General features: G+C 72.0%; 17 protein-coding genes. 10 read left to right on the top strand and 7 right to left on the bottom strand.

Going from position 1 to position 14771, the window contains the following annotated elements:
* Positions 1-82 precede the first annotated feature (82 nt).
* Together ABD333_RS20440 and ABD333_RS20435 are read right to left on the bottom strand one after the other, a co-directional pair.
* On the bottom strand, positions 83-868 hold the full coding sequence (locus ABD333_RS20440; RefSeq protein WP_344543149.1) for an enoyl-CoA hydratase-related protein: 786 nt from the start codon (positions 866-868) through the stop codon (positions 83-85).
* A complete protein-coding gene (locus tag ABD333_RS20435; RefSeq protein WP_344543147.1) occupies positions 861-1658 on the bottom strand; it encodes a PaaX family transcriptional regulator in 798 nt (265 codons plus the stop codon). The genes ABD333_RS20440 and ABD333_RS20435 overlap by 8 nt, the downstream gene beginning before the upstream one ends.
* Before the next feature lie 156 nt (positions 1659-1814).
* Here ABD333_RS20435 and ABD333_RS20430 point away from each other — a divergent pair, with 156 nt between their 5' ends.
* The 3 genes from ABD333_RS20430 (at position 1815) to ABD333_RS20420 (ending at position 4170) form a co-directional block, all read left to right on the top strand.
* Positions 1815-1982: a DUF3117 domain-containing protein gene (locus ABD333_RS20430; RefSeq protein WP_151568744.1), complete on the top strand. Its 168-nt coding sequence runs from the start codon at positions 1815-1817 to the stop codon at positions 1980-1982.
* 96 nt (positions 1983-2078) lie between these two features.
* Complete coding sequence (locus ABD333_RS20425; RefSeq protein ID WP_344543143.1) at positions 2079-3545, top strand: leucyl aminopeptidase; 1467 nt, start codon at positions 2079-2081, stop codon at positions 3543-3545.
* A gap of 115 nt (positions 3546-3660) precedes the next feature.
* Entirely contained in the window at positions 3661-4170 is a 510-nt protein-coding gene (locus ABD333_RS20420) for an anthrone oxygenase family protein (protein ID WP_344543141.1), read from the top strand.
* Positions 4171-4231: 61 nt separating this feature from the next.
* Here the strand turns inward: ABD333_RS20420 and ABD333_RS20415 are convergent, their stop codons facing one another.
* Together ABD333_RS20415 and ABD333_RS20410 are read right to left on the bottom strand one after the other, a co-directional pair.
* The gene (locus ABD333_RS20415; protein WP_344543139.1) at positions 4232-4942 is read right to left on the bottom strand and encodes a hypothetical protein; all 711 of its coding nucleotides are present in this window, start codon (positions 4940-4942) and stop codon (positions 4232-4234) included.
* A gap of 16 nt (positions 4943-4958) precedes the next feature.
* Positions 4959-5564, bottom strand: a complete 606-nt coding sequence (locus tag ABD333_RS20410) for an O-methyltransferase (RefSeq protein WP_344543137.1) — start codon at positions 5562-5564, stop codon at positions 4959-4961.
* 211 nt (positions 5565-5775) lie between these two features.
* On the opposite strand from ABD333_RS20410, the gene sigE reads away from it, so the two are divergent.
* The 6 genes from sigE (at position 5776) to ABD333_RS20380 (ending at position 10869) form a co-directional block, all read left to right on the top strand.
* Positions 5776-6408, top strand: a complete 633-nt coding sequence (sigE, locus tag ABD333_RS20405; RefSeq protein WP_344543136.1) for an RNA polymerase sigma factor SigE — start codon at positions 5776-5778, stop codon at positions 6406-6408.
* A gap of 76 nt (positions 6409-6484) precedes the next feature.
* Complete coding sequence (locus ABD333_RS20400) at positions 6485-7237, top strand: anti-sigma factor family protein (RefSeq protein WP_344543134.1); 753 nt, start codon at positions 6485-6487, stop codon at positions 7235-7237.
* Positions 7234-8403, top strand: a complete 1170-nt coding sequence (locus tag ABD333_RS20395) for a sigma-E factor regulatory protein RseB domain-containing protein (protein WP_344543132.1) — start codon at positions 7234-7236, stop codon at positions 8401-8403. The genes ABD333_RS20400 and ABD333_RS20395 overlap by 4 nt, the downstream gene beginning before the upstream one ends.
* Positions 8404-8479: 76 nt before the next feature.
* Positions 8480-10189, top strand: a complete 1710-nt coding sequence (locus ABD333_RS20390; protein ID WP_344543130.1) for a S1C family serine protease — start codon at positions 8480-8482, stop codon at positions 10187-10189.
* 86 nt (positions 10190-10275) lie between these two features.
* Positions 10276-10626 (top strand): sec-independent translocase, encoded by a 351-nt coding sequence (locus tag ABD333_RS20385; protein WP_344543128.1) that lies wholly within the window; start codon positions 10276-10278, stop codon positions 10624-10626.
* Positions 10627-10665: 39 nt separating this feature from the next.
* On the top strand, positions 10666-10869 hold the full coding sequence (locus tag ABD333_RS20380) for a hypothetical protein (RefSeq protein WP_344543126.1): 204 nt from the start codon (positions 10666-10668) through the stop codon (positions 10867-10869).
* A 163-nt stretch (positions 10870-11032) separates the two neighbouring features.
* Here ABD333_RS20380 and ABD333_RS20375 read toward each other — a convergent pair whose 3' ends face one another.
* Complete coding sequence (locus tag ABD333_RS20375; RefSeq protein ID WP_344543125.1) at positions 11033-12175, bottom strand: Mrp/NBP35 family ATP-binding protein; 1143 nt, start codon at positions 12173-12175, stop codon at positions 11033-11035.
* 136 nt (positions 12176-12311) lie between these two features.
* Here ABD333_RS20375 and ABD333_RS20370 point away from each other — a divergent pair, with 136 nt between their 5' ends.
* Positions 12312-12785, top strand: coding sequence for a MarR family winged helix-turn-helix transcriptional regulator (locus tag ABD333_RS20370; RefSeq protein ID WP_344543123.1), 474 nt, complete (start codon positions 12312-12314; stop codon positions 12783-12785).
* Here the strand turns inward: ABD333_RS20370 and ABD333_RS20365 are convergent.
* Positions 12782-13270 carry a DUF1003 domain-containing protein gene (locus tag ABD333_RS20365; RefSeq protein ID WP_344543122.1) on the bottom strand — a complete coding sequence of 163 codons (489 nt, stop codon included), beginning with the start codon at positions 13268-13270 and terminating at the stop codon, positions 12782-12784. The genes ABD333_RS20370 and ABD333_RS20365 overlap by 4 nt on opposite strands.
* The gene (locus ABD333_RS20360; protein ID WP_344543120.1) at positions 13267-14685 is read right to left on the bottom strand and encodes a magnesium transporter MgtE N-terminal domain-containing protein; all 1419 of its coding nucleotides are present in this window, start codon (positions 14683-14685) and stop codon (positions 13267-13269) included. The genes ABD333_RS20365 and ABD333_RS20360 overlap by 4 nt, the downstream gene beginning before the upstream one ends.
* Between the last annotated feature and the right edge of the window lie 86 nt (positions 14686-14771).

Below are 14771 nucleotides of genomic sequence, written 5' to 3'. Positions count from 1 at the left end.
GCGGCGTGACCCAACCACCGCAAACCACGCCCACGGCCGCCAAGAGCGGCGCTCCTACCAACCATCTGGCTGCCGGGTGGGGTTAGTTGCCTTCGAAGGTTGGTTGTTGTTTGGCCAGGAACGCTTCGGTGGCGGCGTGGTGGTCTTTGGTCTTTTCGCACAGGTCCTGTAGCTCCGCCTCTTTCTCCAGGGCGGAGGGCAGGTCGCTGGTGGACGCGTGGTGCAGGGCCTTCTTGACGGCGCCGTAGGAGACGGTCGGGCCTGCGGCGAGACGGCGTGCGAGCTCGACGGCGGCCGGTGCTAGTTCGTCGGCGGGGACGACCTGGTTGACGAGGCCGAGTTCCAGGGCCTCGGCGGCCTTCACCCGGTCACCCAGGAGGAGCAGCTCGGCGGCTTTCGTCCAGCCCACGCGGCGCTGCAGGGTCCAGGACATGCCGCTGTCGGGTGCCAGGCCGATCGCGGTGAACGCGGTGGTGAACGAGGCCTTGTCGGAGCTCACCACCAGGTCGCAGGCCAGGGCCAGGGAGGCGCCCGCTCCGGCCGCCACGCCGTTGACGGCGGCCACGACGGGCTTGGGCATCTCCGCGATGGCCTTCACGATCGGGTTGTAGTGGCGGCGCACGGTGTCGTTCAGCCCCTTGCCCGCGGCGAGGTTGTCGCCGTGCTCGCGCAGGTCCTGGCCGGCGCAGAAGGCACGGCCGGCGCCCGTGAGGATCACCGCGCGGACGGCCGCGTCGGCGGCGGCGCGTTCGAGGGCGGCGAGCAGTGCCGACTTCGCCTCGTCCGTCAGCGAGTTCATCGCCTCCGGCCGGTTGAGTGTGATTGTCGCCACACTCTCGGTGAGGTCGTACAGCACGGTCTCAGACATCGTCGTCCTCCTCTGTGTCGTCCTGCAGGCAACCTTCGACGAATCGGGAGGCTGCGGGCAAGAGGCGCGCGGCCTCGGCGTCGAAGAACCGCGCCGCGCGGACGCCGGGCCAGCCCTCGGGCAGGACGTCGGGCGGCAGCCCCGGGTCCCGGAAGAGGAACTTGCGCCACTCGTGGACCAGCCGGCTCCGGAACGCGAAGGCCTGCTCGTCGGAGAACGTCCGGTCGCCGGCCAGGAGCGTCTGGGCGTCGGCGAGCCACCGTTCGTACGCGCGGGCCAGGCCCTCCAGGTCCCAGGCCCGCGCCACCAGGTTGTGCACGTCGCCCTCGTAGGCGGAAAGGAACCGTTCGGCTCGTACGGCCTCGGCGTTCAGCAGCGGGTCGAGTTCGCTCGACGCGCGCGGGCTGATCCAGGTGGTCTCGTCCAGCCGCGCGTAGCCGAGGTAGCCGAGCCCCGCCGCGAGCCGGTCGCGGCGCGCCCGTTCCCGCACGCGTTCGATCACCAGCAGATGCCAGCGGCCGTCCCACGGACCGAGATCGCGGTAGATCCGGTGCGCGGCCTCGTCGAGCCGCCGCACCGCGCGGGGGGTCAGCGCGTAGCCCGGTCCGGGGGGCAGCCGGACCGGCTCCAGCCACTCCTGGCGGACCATGCGGGACACGGCGGTGCGCACCGCCGGGGCGGCGATCTCCAGGGCCGCCAGCAGCCGGACCAGCGCGGCGATCGGGGCCTTGCCGCCCCGCTCCCGGAGGTGGTCGCCGTAAAGGTCGAACAGCGCCGAACGAGCATTCATGAGAGCAGTCTCTCGATCTGGAGGCTGATCGTTACCACTTCGCGCCCGGAAGACGAGATAATGGACCACTACTGATGACGCGGATGCGACAGGCGGCCACGCGGCCAACGGTGCCCGGAGGCCCCACGCGGCCCTAGGCAGGAAGGGGATGCACGCATGGCGGCGATGAAGCCGCGGACAGGAGACGGTCCGCTCGAAGTGACCAAGGAGGGGCGCGGAATCGTCATGCGGGTCCCGCTGGAAGGCGGCGGACGCCTTGTCGTGGAGCTCTCCGCAGACGAGGCCAAGGAGCTCGGCGACGCTCTCAAGGAAGTCGTCGGCTAGCGCCTCAGCCCCGAGTTGCGGTGAAGGTCCCGGCGGTGACGCCGGGACTCTCGCCGTGTTCGCCAGCAGCCGAACCACCAGCAGGGAGTCCGCGTCATGCCCATCGCGACCGAGGTCAGCAGCGTCGGCGGCACACTGTCCGCCGCGGCTGAGCGTCTTGGGGCCGAGGTGGTGGCCGTCCCCGTGCGCTCCGGGCCGGCCGCGCCGGACGCCGAGATCGCGTCGTTCCTCACGTTCACGCTGGACGAGCTGCTGACGCTGCACGGGGCCAAGGGCGAGCCCGGCGAGATCGTGTCCACCCCGGTGCGGGTGGGCGGCCGGGTGCTGGAGCTGCTGCTGTACGGGGTGGGCGAGGCCGCCGCCGGAGACCTGCGCAAGGCGGGGGCCGCGCTCGCACGCCGCGGCCGGGGCCGCCGGACGATGGCCGCTGGAGTCCCCTCGGGTGATCTCGCGGCCTTCGTCGAGGGCGCCCTGCTCGCCTCGTACACCTTCACCGTCGGCAGGCCGCCGAAGAAGGCGCCGCTGGGCACGCTCGCGATCCTGACCGAGGCGGGACCGGACGCGGACGCGGCGGCCGTCGAGCGCGGCACGGCGGTGGCCGGGGCGGCGGCGCTGGCCCGCGACCTGGCCAACACTCCGGCGAGCGAGAAGGGCCCCTCCTGGCTCGCCGACCGCGCCGGGGAGATCGCCGCCGCGGCCGGGCTCGCCGTACGGGTCCGCGGCGAGAAGGAGCTCGCCGAGGGCGGCTTCGGCGGGCTGATCGCGGTCGGTGCGGGATCGCCCCGCCCGCCGCGCCTGATCGAGCTCTCCTACCGCCCCGAGGGCGCCGACCGGCACGTCGTGCTGGTGGGCAAGGGCATCACGTTCGACAGCGGCGGGCTCTCGCTCAAGCCCAACGACAACATGAAGACGATGAAGACCGACATGGCCGGCGGCGGCGTGGTCATCGCGGTCATGGGCGCCCTGCGCGCGCTCGGCGTGCGCAGCAGGGTCACCGGGCTGATCGCCGCCGCGGAGAACATGCCCTCCGGCTCGGCCATGCGCCCCGGCGACGTGATCACCCATTTCGGCGGCACGACGTCCGAGGTGCTCAACACCGACGCCGAGGGCCGCCTGGTCCTCGCCGACGCCCTGGCCTACGCCGACGCCGAACTCGACCCGGACCTGGTCGTCGACGTGGCGACGCTCACCGGGGCGGCCAAGGTCGCGCTCGGGCTGCGGACGGGCGCGCTCTTCGCCAACGACGACGCGCTCGCCGCCGCGCTGGAGACGGCGGGTATCGGGGCGGGCGAGGCGTTGTGGCGGCTGCCGCTGGTCGAGGACTACCGCGAGGGCATCAAGTCCGACGTCGCCGACGTGGCCAACATCGAACGGCGCGGCTTCGGCGGCGGTTCGATCATGGCGGCGCTCTTCCTGCGCGAGTTCGTCGGCGACCGCGTCTGGGCGCATCTGGACATCGCGGGGCCGGGCCGCGCCACGGCCGACGACGCCGAGATCACCAAGGGCGCCACCGGCTTCGGTGCGCGGCTCCTGCTGAACTGGCTGGCCCCCGCCTCCTCCTGACGGGCTGGACGTCCGCGTATGCGGTCCCGCCTCTGGGACATGTCACCGCGTCGCGCCTGGCTGTTGGCTGGAGACACGACGGAGCGACCGTCGGATCTCTGGGAGGAAGACGCTGATGTTGAAGGTGCTGCAGACCGGTTCGCTCGTCGCCGCGGTGATCACGACGGGGCTCATGGCGGGACTCTTCGCCGCGTTCGCCTACGCGATCATGCCGGGACTGGCCAAGGTCGACGACCGTGCGTTCATCGACTCGATGCAGCGGATCAACGTGGCGATCATCAACGGCTGGTTCATGATCAGCTTCTTGGGCGCGCTGGCGTTCGCGGGGCTGGCGGCGGCGTTGCACTGGAAGGGCGACGGCCGTGCGGCGCTGCCGTGGATCATCGCCGGGCTCGTGCTCTACCTGGTCATGTTCATCATCACCAGCGCGATCAACGTGCCGATGAACGACAAGCTCGACGCCGCGGGCGACCCCGCCAAGATCGTGGACCTGGCCGCCGTCCGGGCGGAGTTCGAGTCCCGCTGGGTCGCGTGGAACATCGTCCGCGCCGTGACCTCCACCGCCGCGCTCGGCTGCCTGGCCTGGGCGCTGGTCCTGCACGGCCGTGTCACGGGCAAAGGCTGAGTCTCCTGAAACCCGAGGAGTCGCCGTCGCCCTTCCGCGGTGACCTGAGCCACCGCTCGGGTCACCGCTTGCGGCGGTCGACGACCGGGATCTCGTGGCGGCGGCGCACCTCGGCGACGACCTCCCTGAGCGAGGCGGTCCAGCTCGCGTCGACCGCGAAGCACCACCGGGCGGCGGCCGCGGTCGCCGGCACGTCCGGCAGCGTCAGCGCGACCAGTTGGGCCCGTTCGGCCGTACGGGCCGTTTCGAGCAGTTCGGCGGACGGCAGGAAGACCAGATAGTCCTGCTCGCCTCGTTTGGCGCCCGCCAGGCCACGGCGGACGGCGCACATGGCGTGGATCTCCGGCCAGGGCAGCACCCTGTCGGCGCGGCGCGGCAGTGGCCAGCGAGCCGGGCGGCGCACTCCCGTGGCGTCCAGTTCCAGTACCGGACGGCGGCTGAACAGGGTGCCGGTGGACGCGGACAGCCCGGCGCCGAACAGCAGCAGGCCCGCCACGCCCAGCACGACGAAGAGCACGCTGCCGGCGCTCATCCCGCGCATCAGGCCGCTCGCGACGAACGCCACCGAGGCGATCACCAGGATCAGGCAGGCCGTGATCTGCACCACACCACGCCAGGTCAGGCGGGCACGCACCGAGAACGCCGGCAGGGCCTGCCCGCCGGGACGCTCGTCGGAGGGCTCGTCAATGAGCTCGTCGGGCCGCTCGTCCGTGCCTTCGTCGGCGCGCTCCTCGGGATGCTCGTCCATACGCTCGTCCGTGCCCTCGTCCATGCGCGCCATGGCCCGTTCAGTCGTCGCGCTTGACGGCGCACAGCAGGCCGTCGCCCACCGGCAGCAGCAGCGGCACGAGGCGCTCGTCCTCGCGGACCATCCGGTTGACCTCGCGGATGGCCAGCGTCTCCGGGTCGCGGCGGTCGGGGTCGGCCACCCGGTGGTGCCAGAGCGCGTTGTCGAACGCCACCACGCCGCCGGGCCGCAGGAGCCGGAGCGCCGCGGTCAGGTATTCGGGGTACTCCTGCTTGGCCGCGTCACAGAAGACCATGTCGTACGCGCCGTCGGTGAGGCGCGGGAGCACTTCCAATGCCCGGCCCACGATCATCCGGGTCCGGGAGGCGGCGAAACCGGCGTCCGCGTACGCCTGCTTGGCCAGCCGCTGGTTCTCGTGCTCGACGTCGACGCTGGTCAGCACGCCGTCCTTGCGCATGCCGCGGAGCAGCCAGATCCCGGAGACACCGCAGCCGGAGCCGATCTCGACGACCGTCCGCGCGTCGATCATGGCCGCGAGAAAGCGCAGCGCCGCGCCCCCGGCGGGACCGATCGGCACCGCGCCGAAGTCCTCGCCGAGACGGCGGGCGCTGGTTATCGGCTCGTCTTCGGGAAGGAATTCCTCCACGTAGGCCAGGGTGGCCTGAATGGCGTCGATGGCTGCCTCCTCGCGGGACCCCCGCCTGGCTCATGCTGGAAAGACCATATCGCTGACCGGGAACCAACTCGCGTTTCGTGGCGTTCTAACTGAACAGCCGGTCCACAACCGCCCCAGCCCAGGCGTGACCGTGTCGTTCCATTGCGACAGCGTGAGGCACAGAGAGGAACAACCCGGGACCATGGGAGTCGCAGCACTTACATTCAAGGGCGCTGTGGGGGTCGGCCCCAGGCAGGGGCTCGGTAACGCAGCAGCCAGGGAGAACGCTCCGGACGCGGAGTGGGCGCCCCCGTCGTGGGACGAGGTCGTCCGCGAGCACTCCGGGCGCGTCTACCGGCTCGCCTACCGGCTGACGGGCAACCAGCACGACGCCGAGGACCTCACTCAGGAGGTCTTCGTCCGGGTGTTCCGTTCGCTGTCCAATTACACGCCGGGCACGTTCGAAGGCTGGTTGCACCGCATCACCACCAACCTTTTCCTCGACATGGCTCGCCGCCGCCAGCGCATTCGCTTCGAGGGACTGGGAGACGACGCCGCCGAGCGGCTGCAGGGACGTGAACCCACGCCCGCGCAGGTGTTCGACGACCGCAATTTCGACGCCGACGTCCAGGCCGCGCTCGACGCCCTCGCCCCCGAATACCGGGCGGCCGTGGTGTTGTGCGACATCGAGGGACTGTCGTACGAGGAGATCTCGGCGACGCTGGGCGTCAAACTGGGGACCGTGCGGAGCCGTATCCACCGGGGGAGGGCGCAGCTGCGGGCCGCGCTCGCACACCGCGCGCCTCACCGCAGACTGCAGCCGGAGGGCGTCTAGCCCGCGCCGGATGCGCGACGATTGTGCCTGACGGCCAGCATGGTCGCGTGACTGATCGGAACGACGAGGGAGCCGCGTGAGTTGTCTGGGGGAGCGTCTGACCGCTCTTGTCGACGGTGAGCTGGGCCATGAGGAGCGCGACCGCGCGCTCACCCATCTCGCGCGTTGTGAGCGGTGCCGGGTCGAGGCGGACGCGCTGCGCCGCCTCAAGGGCCGGTTGCGCGGTCTCGCCGACCTTCCGCTGATCGACGGGGGCGACGATCTCCCGTCCGGTGATCTGCTGTCCCGGCTGCGCGCGATGGGAGCGGGCGCCGGGATGGGGCCGGGCACCGGGCCGGGTGCCGGAACGGGCGCCCCGGGCGGAGGTGCGCCGGGAGACGGCGTGCCGCGCCAGGGCGCGCCACGTGAGGGCGTGCCGCGTGAGGGCATCGTCCCGCCGATCGGGCGGCCGTCGCCGGTCCGCCCGCCGCTGCTGCGCAACGGAGCGCCGCGCGACAGATCACCACTCGCCTCCAGGCCGCGCGACAACCGTCCCGTGGGCCGCGCCGCCGCGGGCCGCGGTTCCGGACGCGGCATGGGCATGAGCATGGGCGCCGGGGCCGTGCTGGCCCACCGGGCGCCGCGCCGCCGCTACCTCGCCGTCGGTGCCGCCACACTCTTCCTCGGTCTGGGCACCGCCTCCTACATCGCCGGTGGCGAGCGCGAAGCGCCCACCGTGACTCCCGCGTTCGACCGGTTCGCGGTCGAGCACGCGCTGACGTCCGGGGACGTTCCCCTCACCGATCCGGTGAACGAGGACACCCCCGCCCGGCTCTCCCCGGAGCCGTGACCTCCGGCGCCCGGCATGGCGGACGGCGGGGCGGCCTGCTGGCCTTCGGGCTCGCCGGCGCGCTGGCGCTGGCCGCCGCCCTGGCCGGCGACGCCTTCGCCGCGCGGCGCGTACGCAGCGACCCCGAGGCGCTGCGGCTGCTGCGAACGGCCGCCGAGGCGGCCCGGCAGGTCCCGTACGAGGGCATGCAGTTCCTCACCACCTGGGGCGCCGAGGGGGCCAAGACCTCTCTGGTCAAGGTGGCGCACACGCCCGGCGAGGGCACCTACTTCGCCCCCGGGACGGCGCCGCGCGGCACGACGCCGCCCATGCCCCGGACGGTCACGCCCGGCTCGGCCACGTTCACGGCCGCCGGCCGCACCTTCCATCCCGACGCGTCCGCGATCAGGGGCGCGCTCACCGGCTTCACGATGGAGATGCTGGCGCTGCTGACCCGCAACTACTCCGTCGTGCGCGCCGCCGACGCCGACGTCTGCGGCCGCCGGGCGCGGGTGATCGAGGCGCGCCGCCCGGACGGCACCGCCGCGGGGCGGTTCTGGCTCGACACCGAGACCGGCCTGATGCTGCACCGCGAACTGATCGACGACACGGGACAGGCGGTCACGGTCACCGGCTTCCGCGAGGTGCGGATCAGCTCGCCGGGCGCCGCCGAACGGGTCCAGATGTACGGCGGCCGCTCGCTCGGCGAGAGCACGCCGGAGCTGCCCGCCGCAGCCGCTGCCTTGCCGTGGCAGGGGGTGACAGCGGGCGAGGTCAGCGCGCTGCGCGACCGCGGCTGGCGGGTGCCGCAGGAGCTGCCGGACCGGCTCGCCCTCCACGACGTCCGCCGGTCGGCCCCCAAGCCCGGCGACTCCACCGTTCACCTCAGCTACTCCGACGGCCTGGCGGCCGTGTCGGTGTTCGTCCAGCAGGGCGGGCTGGACGAGCGGAGCTTCGCCGGGTGGCAGCGGACGCGCAGCGACGGGCGAACGGTCTTCCGGCGCGACTCGTTGCAGCGATGGGCGGTCTGGGCCGAGGAGGGGTACGTCTATACCGTCCTCACCGACGCGCCCGCGGGCACCGCCGACTCGGTGATCAAGGCTTTCCCGGACGGCGGGACGCGGTTCTGGGGGCGGCTGGGCCGTGGCCTGCGCAGGCTGGGCGCGTGGGCCAACCCTTTCGGCTGAGGTCTTATGCTCACCACATGCCGCGCTGGGCACGATGAGCCCGGATGACGAGAACCACTCCGTAGGAGATATGGGGATGACGGAAGATAGCCGCGAGCCGGTCAAGGCGTCGCCGCGAGACGATCGGGTCGTCGCCGGCAACGGGGCTGAGCCGGCGGAGTCCACCGGCCCGCAGGACCAGGCGGACGACCTCCAGCAGGCGGCGGACGGTCCCCAGGCCGACGACCCGGCCGAGCCGATCGGCGACCGGGCCCCCGAGCCGGACGCGGAGCCGAGCTGGACGGCCGAGCACGGTGCCGTGCCGCCCTCCGGCGGCGGTTTCGCGCCGCCCGACGCGTTCGCCAAGGACGAAGCCCCACGGGACACCCGGCCGACGGCGGTCGAGACACCGCTGCCCGAGGGCGTGGACCCGTCCAGGCACCGTCCCGGCTTCGTACCGCACAACCACGACCCGCGTACGGGCGGCGCCGCCGACCAGGGCACCCCGTACGGCTGGCCCCCTCAGTCGAGCCACCAGCCTCCGCCCCCTGGCGCGGGCGCCGGCCCTGTGCCGCCGCCTCCGGGCGCCCGGCCGATCGGCCCGCCGCCTCCGGGCGGTCCACGGCCGATGGGCGGCTTCGGGGCACCTCCCGGCGGACCCAACTGGGCTCCCGTGCCGCCGCCGCCCGCGCCCGTGCGCGGCGGCCCCAGCATCGGAGTCCTGGCCATCATCGGCCTCATCGTCGCTCTGGTGGCCGGGGGCGTCGGCGCCGGGATCGGCGTCATGGCGGCCGATGACAGCGACGGCGGCAGCGTCAGCCTCGGCGGCGGCAGCGGCTCGGGCACAGGCCCGGCCGTCAAGAACCGCCCGCCCGACTCGATCGCCGGGATCGCCCAGAAGGTGCTGCCCAGCGTGGTGATGATCCGGGTGGAGGGCGCCGGCGGCCAGGGCGGCGCGGGCACCGGCTTCATCGTCAACGGCGGCTACATCGTCACCAACAACCACGTGGTCTCCGCGGGCGGCGGGGGCGGCATCAAGGTCGTCTTCAACGACAAGAAGCAGCTGCCCGCCACGATCAAGGGCCGCGACCCGCTCTCGGACATCGCGGTGCTCAAGCCCGAGGGCGCGCACTCGCTGCCCGCGCTGGCCATCGGCGACTCCGACGCCCTCGCGGTCGGCGACCCGGTGATCGCCATCGGCTCGCCGCTGGGCCTGCAGAGCTCGGTCACCACCGGGATCGTGAGCTCGCTCAACCGCGCGGTGCCCACCCGCGGCGAGGGCGGCGGCAGCGGCGCCGGCGACGGCCAGGTCCTCAACGCGATCCAGACCGACGCGGCGATCAACCCGGGCAACTCCGGCGGGCCGCTGGTCGACCTCCGGGGCCGCGTCATCGGGATCAACACCGCCATCGCCACCCTGAACGGCGGGCAGGAGAGCGGCAGCATCGGCCTCGGCTTCGCCATCCCGATCAACCACGGCAAGCGGGTCGCCGAAGAGATCATCCGGACCGGCACGGCCAAGCGCACCCAGCTGGGCATCGGCATGGACCAGCGCTACCCGGGCCCCGGCGTCAAGATCAGCGAAACCGAGTCGAACGGGATCGTCCCGATCGTCAAGGGCGGCCCGGCCGAGCGCGCCGGTCTCAAGCCCGGCGACGTGATCACCAAGATCAACGATCAGCCGATCGAGGACACCTCCGACCTGGCCGCGCAGATCCGCAGCAAGGCCCCCGGGGACAAGATCAAGGTCACGTACCTGCGTGGCGGCAAGGAGTCCACGGTCGAGGTCACCCTCGCCGCGGCCTGACGTTCAGATCCGGTTCATCCGGGCTGGAGATACGCTGGGGGGATCCGGGCCACAGGGCCCGGGTCCCCTGGCTTGTGGAGGACGGGTTGTTCGACGTCGGACTGGGCGAGATGGCCGTGCTCGTCGTGCTCGCCCTGGTCATCTTCGGTGACAAGCTGCCCCAGGTCGCGGGCCAGGCCGGCCGGGCACTGCGGCAGCTGCGGCAGATGGCCAACAGCGCCAAGGCCGATCTCCAGGACGGGCTCGGCCCGGAGTTCAAGGACTTCGACATCGCCGACCTCAACCCCAAGACCTTCGTCCGCAAGCACCTGCTCGAAGACCTCGACGACGAGCCGGGCCACGCCAACGGCAAGGTCTTCGACGACGACCCCTACGCGCCGACCCCGGGCGGCCTCGAATACGGCGAACGCCCACCCTTCGACTCCGAAGCGACCTAGCCTGAGAAAGAGCTTCCGTCGCAATCAGAGGTATGAAGAGTGGCATCGACGCAGAGCCTTGAACTCCGAGTGACCGCGCTCGAAGCAAGGGTCACCGACATCGAGGACCACTTCAGCGGCCAGCTTCACAGCCTCCGGCGGGAGAGCGCCGCGACACGGCTCAACCTAGCCAAGATCATGCAGCACCTCGGCCTGCCCCGGGCGACGGAAGACGAGATCGACGAGGTCCTCGACACCGAGTGACCCGCCTCAACCGTCACGCGAGCGCGCTACCTGAGCGGGGAGCGAGCCGAAGGCGACGCTCCCCGCGAAGATCGCGAAGCGATGTCGCGCTCGCCGCTTTGGCGGTTTGGGTCTGAGCCGCTAGGCGAAAACCCATGGCCGCGAAAGCCAATAAATACAGCCGCTAAAGCTTATTACGGGGAGTGATTCCCAGGGACATGCCGGAGAGGCCTCGGGAGCGGCCGCCGATCTTGTCGGCGATGGTGCGGAGCTCCTTGCCGGCGCCGGAGTCGGGGTCGGCGAGGACGAGAGGCTCGCCGTTGTCGCTGCCCTCGCGCAGCCGGGGGTCGATCGGGATCTGGCCCAGGAGGGGGACGCGGGTGCCCAGGGTCTGGGTGAGCGCGTCGGCGACGGTCTGGCCGCCGCCCGAGCCGAAGATCTCCTGACGTTCGCCGCAGTGGGCGCAGGTGAGGTACGACATGTTCTCGATCACGCCGACGACCTGCTGGTGCGTCTGGGCGGCGATGGCGCCGGCGCGTTCGGCGACCTCGGCGGCGGCCTGCTGCGGGGTCGTGACGACCAGGATCTCGGCGGACGGCAGCAATTGGGCGACGGAGATCGCGATGTCGCCGGTGCCGGGCGGGAGGTCCATGAGCAGGACGTCGAGGTCGCCCCAGTAGACGTCGGCGAGGAACTGCTGCAGCGCGCGGTGCAGCATCGGGCCGCGCCAGACGACCGGCTGGTTGCCGGCGGTGAACATGCCGACCGAGATCACCTTCACGTCATGCGCCGACGGCGGCATGATCATGTCCTCGACCTTGGTCGGCGGGTGCTGGACGCCCAGCATTCGCGGCACGGAGTGGCCGTAGATGTCGGCGTCGACCACGCCCACCTTGCGGCCCTGGGCGGCCAGCGCGGCGGCCAGGTTGACGGTGACGGAGGACTTGCCGACGCCGCCCTTGCCGCTGGCGACGGCGTAGACCTTGGTGAGGCTGCCCGGTTTGGCGAACGGGATCTCCTTGCCGGCGTCGCCGGGGCGGAGTTTCTCGCGCAGCGCCTTGCGCTGCTCCTCGCTCATCACGTCCAGCTCCACCTGCACCGACGTGACGCCGTCCAGCTTGGCGACGGCCTCGGTGATGTTGCTGGTCAGCGTGTCCTTCATGGGACAGCCGGCCACGGTCAGGAAGATGGCGACGCGCACGGAGCCGTCCGGTGCGATGTCGACGCTCTTGACCATGTCGAGCTCGGTGATGGGCTTGCGGATCTCAGGATCGTTCACGGTGGCGAGCGCCGCGGTCACCTGCTCGGTCGTCAACTGGGAGGCCATGCCTCCATGGTATGAAGTCCGCGCGGATGTTGGTTAATCCGGGGTCGGAAACCCCCCGGGGGTGATCATGAGCGGGGGCCGCGACACGGTCCGGGACGGCATCGCGCGGGATGGCGCGGAGCCGTACCATCGGGACGTGACAACGTCGTCCAGCACCATCTCGGCCGCCGAGTTGATCGTGTGGCGCACCCTGCTCCGCGCCCAGGTCCAGATCTCCCGCCGTCTCCAGGCCGATCTGCTGGCCGACCACGATCTCGCGCTCGCCTCGTACGACGTGCTGATGCACCTGGGTGAGGCCCCGGAGGGCCGGCTGCGCATGAACGACCTCGCCGACCGGGTGCTGCTGTCGCGCAGTGGCCTCACCCGCCTCGTCGACCGGCTCCAGCGGGAGGGCCTGGTCTGCCGCGAGACGTGCAGCAGCGACGCGCGCGGCCTCTTCGCCGTGCTGACCCCGGCCGGCCGCGCCCGCCTGGCGGCCGCCACCCCGACCTACCAGCGCGGTGTACGCGACTATGTGCTGAGCCGGCTCGACGAGGAGGATCTGCGCCAGTTCGCCCAGATCCTCGACAAGCTCGCCGACGAGCCGGTCCCGGTGGCGTCGCTCCTCTAGCGGATGTCCTTCTGGCGGCCGGCTTCAAGCTCCTTGAGCATGGCCTGCAGTTCCGAACGCAGGAAGTCGCGCGTGGCGACCTCGTTCAGCGCCAGCCGCAGCGCGGCGACCTCGCGGGTGAGGTACTCGGTGTCGGCGATGTTGCGTTCGCCGCGGGCCCGGTCCTGCTCGTACTGCACGCGGTCGCGGTCGTCCTGCCGGTTCTGAGCGAGCAGGATCAGCGGCGCCGCGTACGACGCCTGCAGCGACAGCATCAGCGTCAGGAAGATGAACGGGTACGGGTCGAACTTCAGCGGCGCCGGGACCAGCAGGTTCCACAGGATCCAGACCGCCACGAAGACGGTCATGTAGACCAGGAACCGGGCGGTGCCGAGGAAGCGCGCGATGCGTTCCGACAGCCGGCCGAACGACTCGGGGTCGTAGTGCGGGCGGGGCAGGACAGCGCGGCGGATCTCGCGCGGCTGGTCGAGACGGGACGGGCTCATGAGGCACCCTCCCCGCCCCCATCGCGGATGACCGGGAACTCGCCGCTGCGGACCGCCTCCTCCTCCGGATCGGCGGTCTCCTCGGCCGTGGCGTCCATCACTGTCTCGCGCCAGTCCTCGGGCAGCAGGTGGTCGAGCACGTCGTCGATGGTGACGGCGCCGAGGAGATGCCCGTTCTCGTCCACCACGGCGCCCGCCACCAGGTTGTAGGTGGCGAGGAACGTCGCGACGCCCTCCAGCGAGATGGTCGGGCGCAGCGGATCGAGCTCGGTGTCGACGATGCCGCTGACCAGGGACGACGGTGGCTCGCGCAGCAGCCGCTGGAAGTGCACGGTGCCGAGGTAGCGGCCGGTCGGAGTCTCGGTGGGCGGTCGGCACACGTACACCTGCGCGGCCAGCGCCGGGTTGAGGTCGGGGTTGCGGATCTGGGCGAGCGCCTCGGCCACGCTCGCGTCCGGCGACACGATGACCGGGTCGGTGGTCATCAGGCCGCCCGCGGTGTCGTCCTGGTAGGTCAGCAGCCGCCGGACCGGTGCCGCGTCCCGCGGCTCCATCCGGGTCAGCAACTGCTCGCGCTGGTCGGTGGGCAGCTCGCCGAGCAGGTCGGCGGCGTCGTCGGGCCCCATGGCCTCCAGCACGTCGGCGGCCCGCTCGACCTCCAGCTTGCCGAGGATCTCGATCTGGTCGTCGCCGGGCAGTTCCTCCAGCACGTCGGCCAGCCGCTCGTCGTCCAGCGCCAGCGCGATCTCCGTACGGCGTTTCTCCGGCAGGTCGTGCACGAAGTTGGCCAGGTCCGCGGGCTTCATCTTGTCGAGGGCGGCGATCACGCCGGCCGCGCCCTGGCCGTGCTCGACGGCGGCGAAGCCGGTCACGGCGTCCCAGTCGACGATGAAGACCTCGCCCTGCCTGCGGCGCAGCCCGCGGCCGCCGCTGCGGCGCACCGCGACCTTGCCGATCAGCCAGTCACGGGTCCGGGTCGGCTCCATGGCCACGTCCACCACCGACACGCGCTCTCCCGCCTCCGGCTCTGATGGCGGACGGCTCGCGGACCCCCGCGCGGCGCGAGGGGGCGATCCGCGTGTGACCCCGGCCGGCTGCTCGCGCAACCGCACGGTCCGGTCCAGCATCTCGGCGATGACAAGCGTCTCGGACTCGCGCTGCTGGAAGCGGCGCACGTTCAGCCGCCCGTCGAAGACGATCGCGTCGGACTCGATGACCGTGACACGGGTGATCGGCAGGAACACCGGCCGCCGCGGCTGCACCTCCACCACCAGGCCCAGCACGCGCGGCGGCCGGGCGCCGAGCCGGAGCGAGACCACCACGTCACGGACACGGCCGACCTGGTCGCCCGCGGGGTCGAACACGGCGATTCCGGCGAGGCGGGCGATGAACACCCGGGTCGGGGATCCGCTCATGGGGAGGACACTACCCGCGATCATGAAGTTGATCCGGGGTGCCGGACCGCCATTGACCAGCCGTTCGCCGGGATGTCACATCCGGC

Origin of the sequence: Actinomadura fulvescens (assembly GCF_039533225.1) — a bacterium.
Lineage (GTDB): Bacteria > Actinomycetota > Actinomycetes > Streptosporangiales > Streptosporangiaceae > Spirillospora > Spirillospora fulvescens.
The sequence above is the reverse complement of the archived record's forward strand: the minus strand, read 5'-3'. Positions and strand labels throughout refer to the sequence as shown.

What these genes read in the sequence shown, in the direction of transcription:
- ABD333_RS20390 (WP_344543130.1), top strand. Translation starts at nt 8,480, where the DNA reads ATGACGGAAGATAGCCGCGAGCCGGTCAAGGCGTCGCCGCGAGACGAT.
- ABD333_RS20430 (WP_151568744.1), top strand. Translation starts at nt 1,815, where the DNA reads ATGGCGGCGATGAAGCCGCGGACAGGAGACGGTCCGCTCGAAGTGACC.
- ABD333_RS20440 (WP_344543149.1), bottom strand. Translation starts at nt 868, where the DNA reads ATGTCTGAGACCGTGCTGTACGACCTCACCGAGAGTGTGGCGACAATC.
- ABD333_RS20360 (WP_344543120.1), bottom strand. Translation starts at nt 14,685, where the DNA reads ATGAGCGGATCCCCGACCCGGGTGTTCATCGCCCGCCTCGCCGGAATC.
- ABD333_RS20375 (WP_344543125.1), bottom strand. Translation starts at nt 12,175, where the DNA reads ATGGCCTCCCAGTTGACGACCGAGCAGGTGACCGCGGCGCTCGCCACC.
- ABD333_RS20365 (WP_344543122.1), bottom strand. Translation starts at nt 13,270, where the DNA reads ATGAGCCCGTCCCGTCTCGACCAGCCGCGCGAGATCCGCCGCGCTGTC.
- ABD333_RS20420 (WP_344543141.1), top strand. Translation starts at nt 3,661, where the DNA reads ATGTTGAAGGTGCTGCAGACCGGTTCGCTCGTCGCCGCGGTGATCACG.
- ABD333_RS20435 (WP_344543147.1), bottom strand. Translation starts at nt 1,658, where the DNA reads ATGAATGCTCGTTCGGCGCTGTTCGACCTTTACGGCGACCACCTCCGG.
- ABD333_RS20425 (WP_344543143.1), top strand. Translation starts at nt 2,079, where the DNA reads ATGCCCATCGCGACCGAGGTCAGCAGCGTCGGCGGCACACTGTCCGCC.
- sigE (WP_344543136.1), top strand. Translation starts at nt 5,776, where the DNA reads ATGGGAGTCGCAGCACTTACATTCAAGGGCGCTGTGGGGGTCGGCCCC.
- ABD333_RS20415 (WP_344543139.1), bottom strand. Translation starts at nt 4,942, where the DNA reads ATGGACGAGGGCACGGACGAGCGTATGGACGAGCATCCCGAGGAGCGC.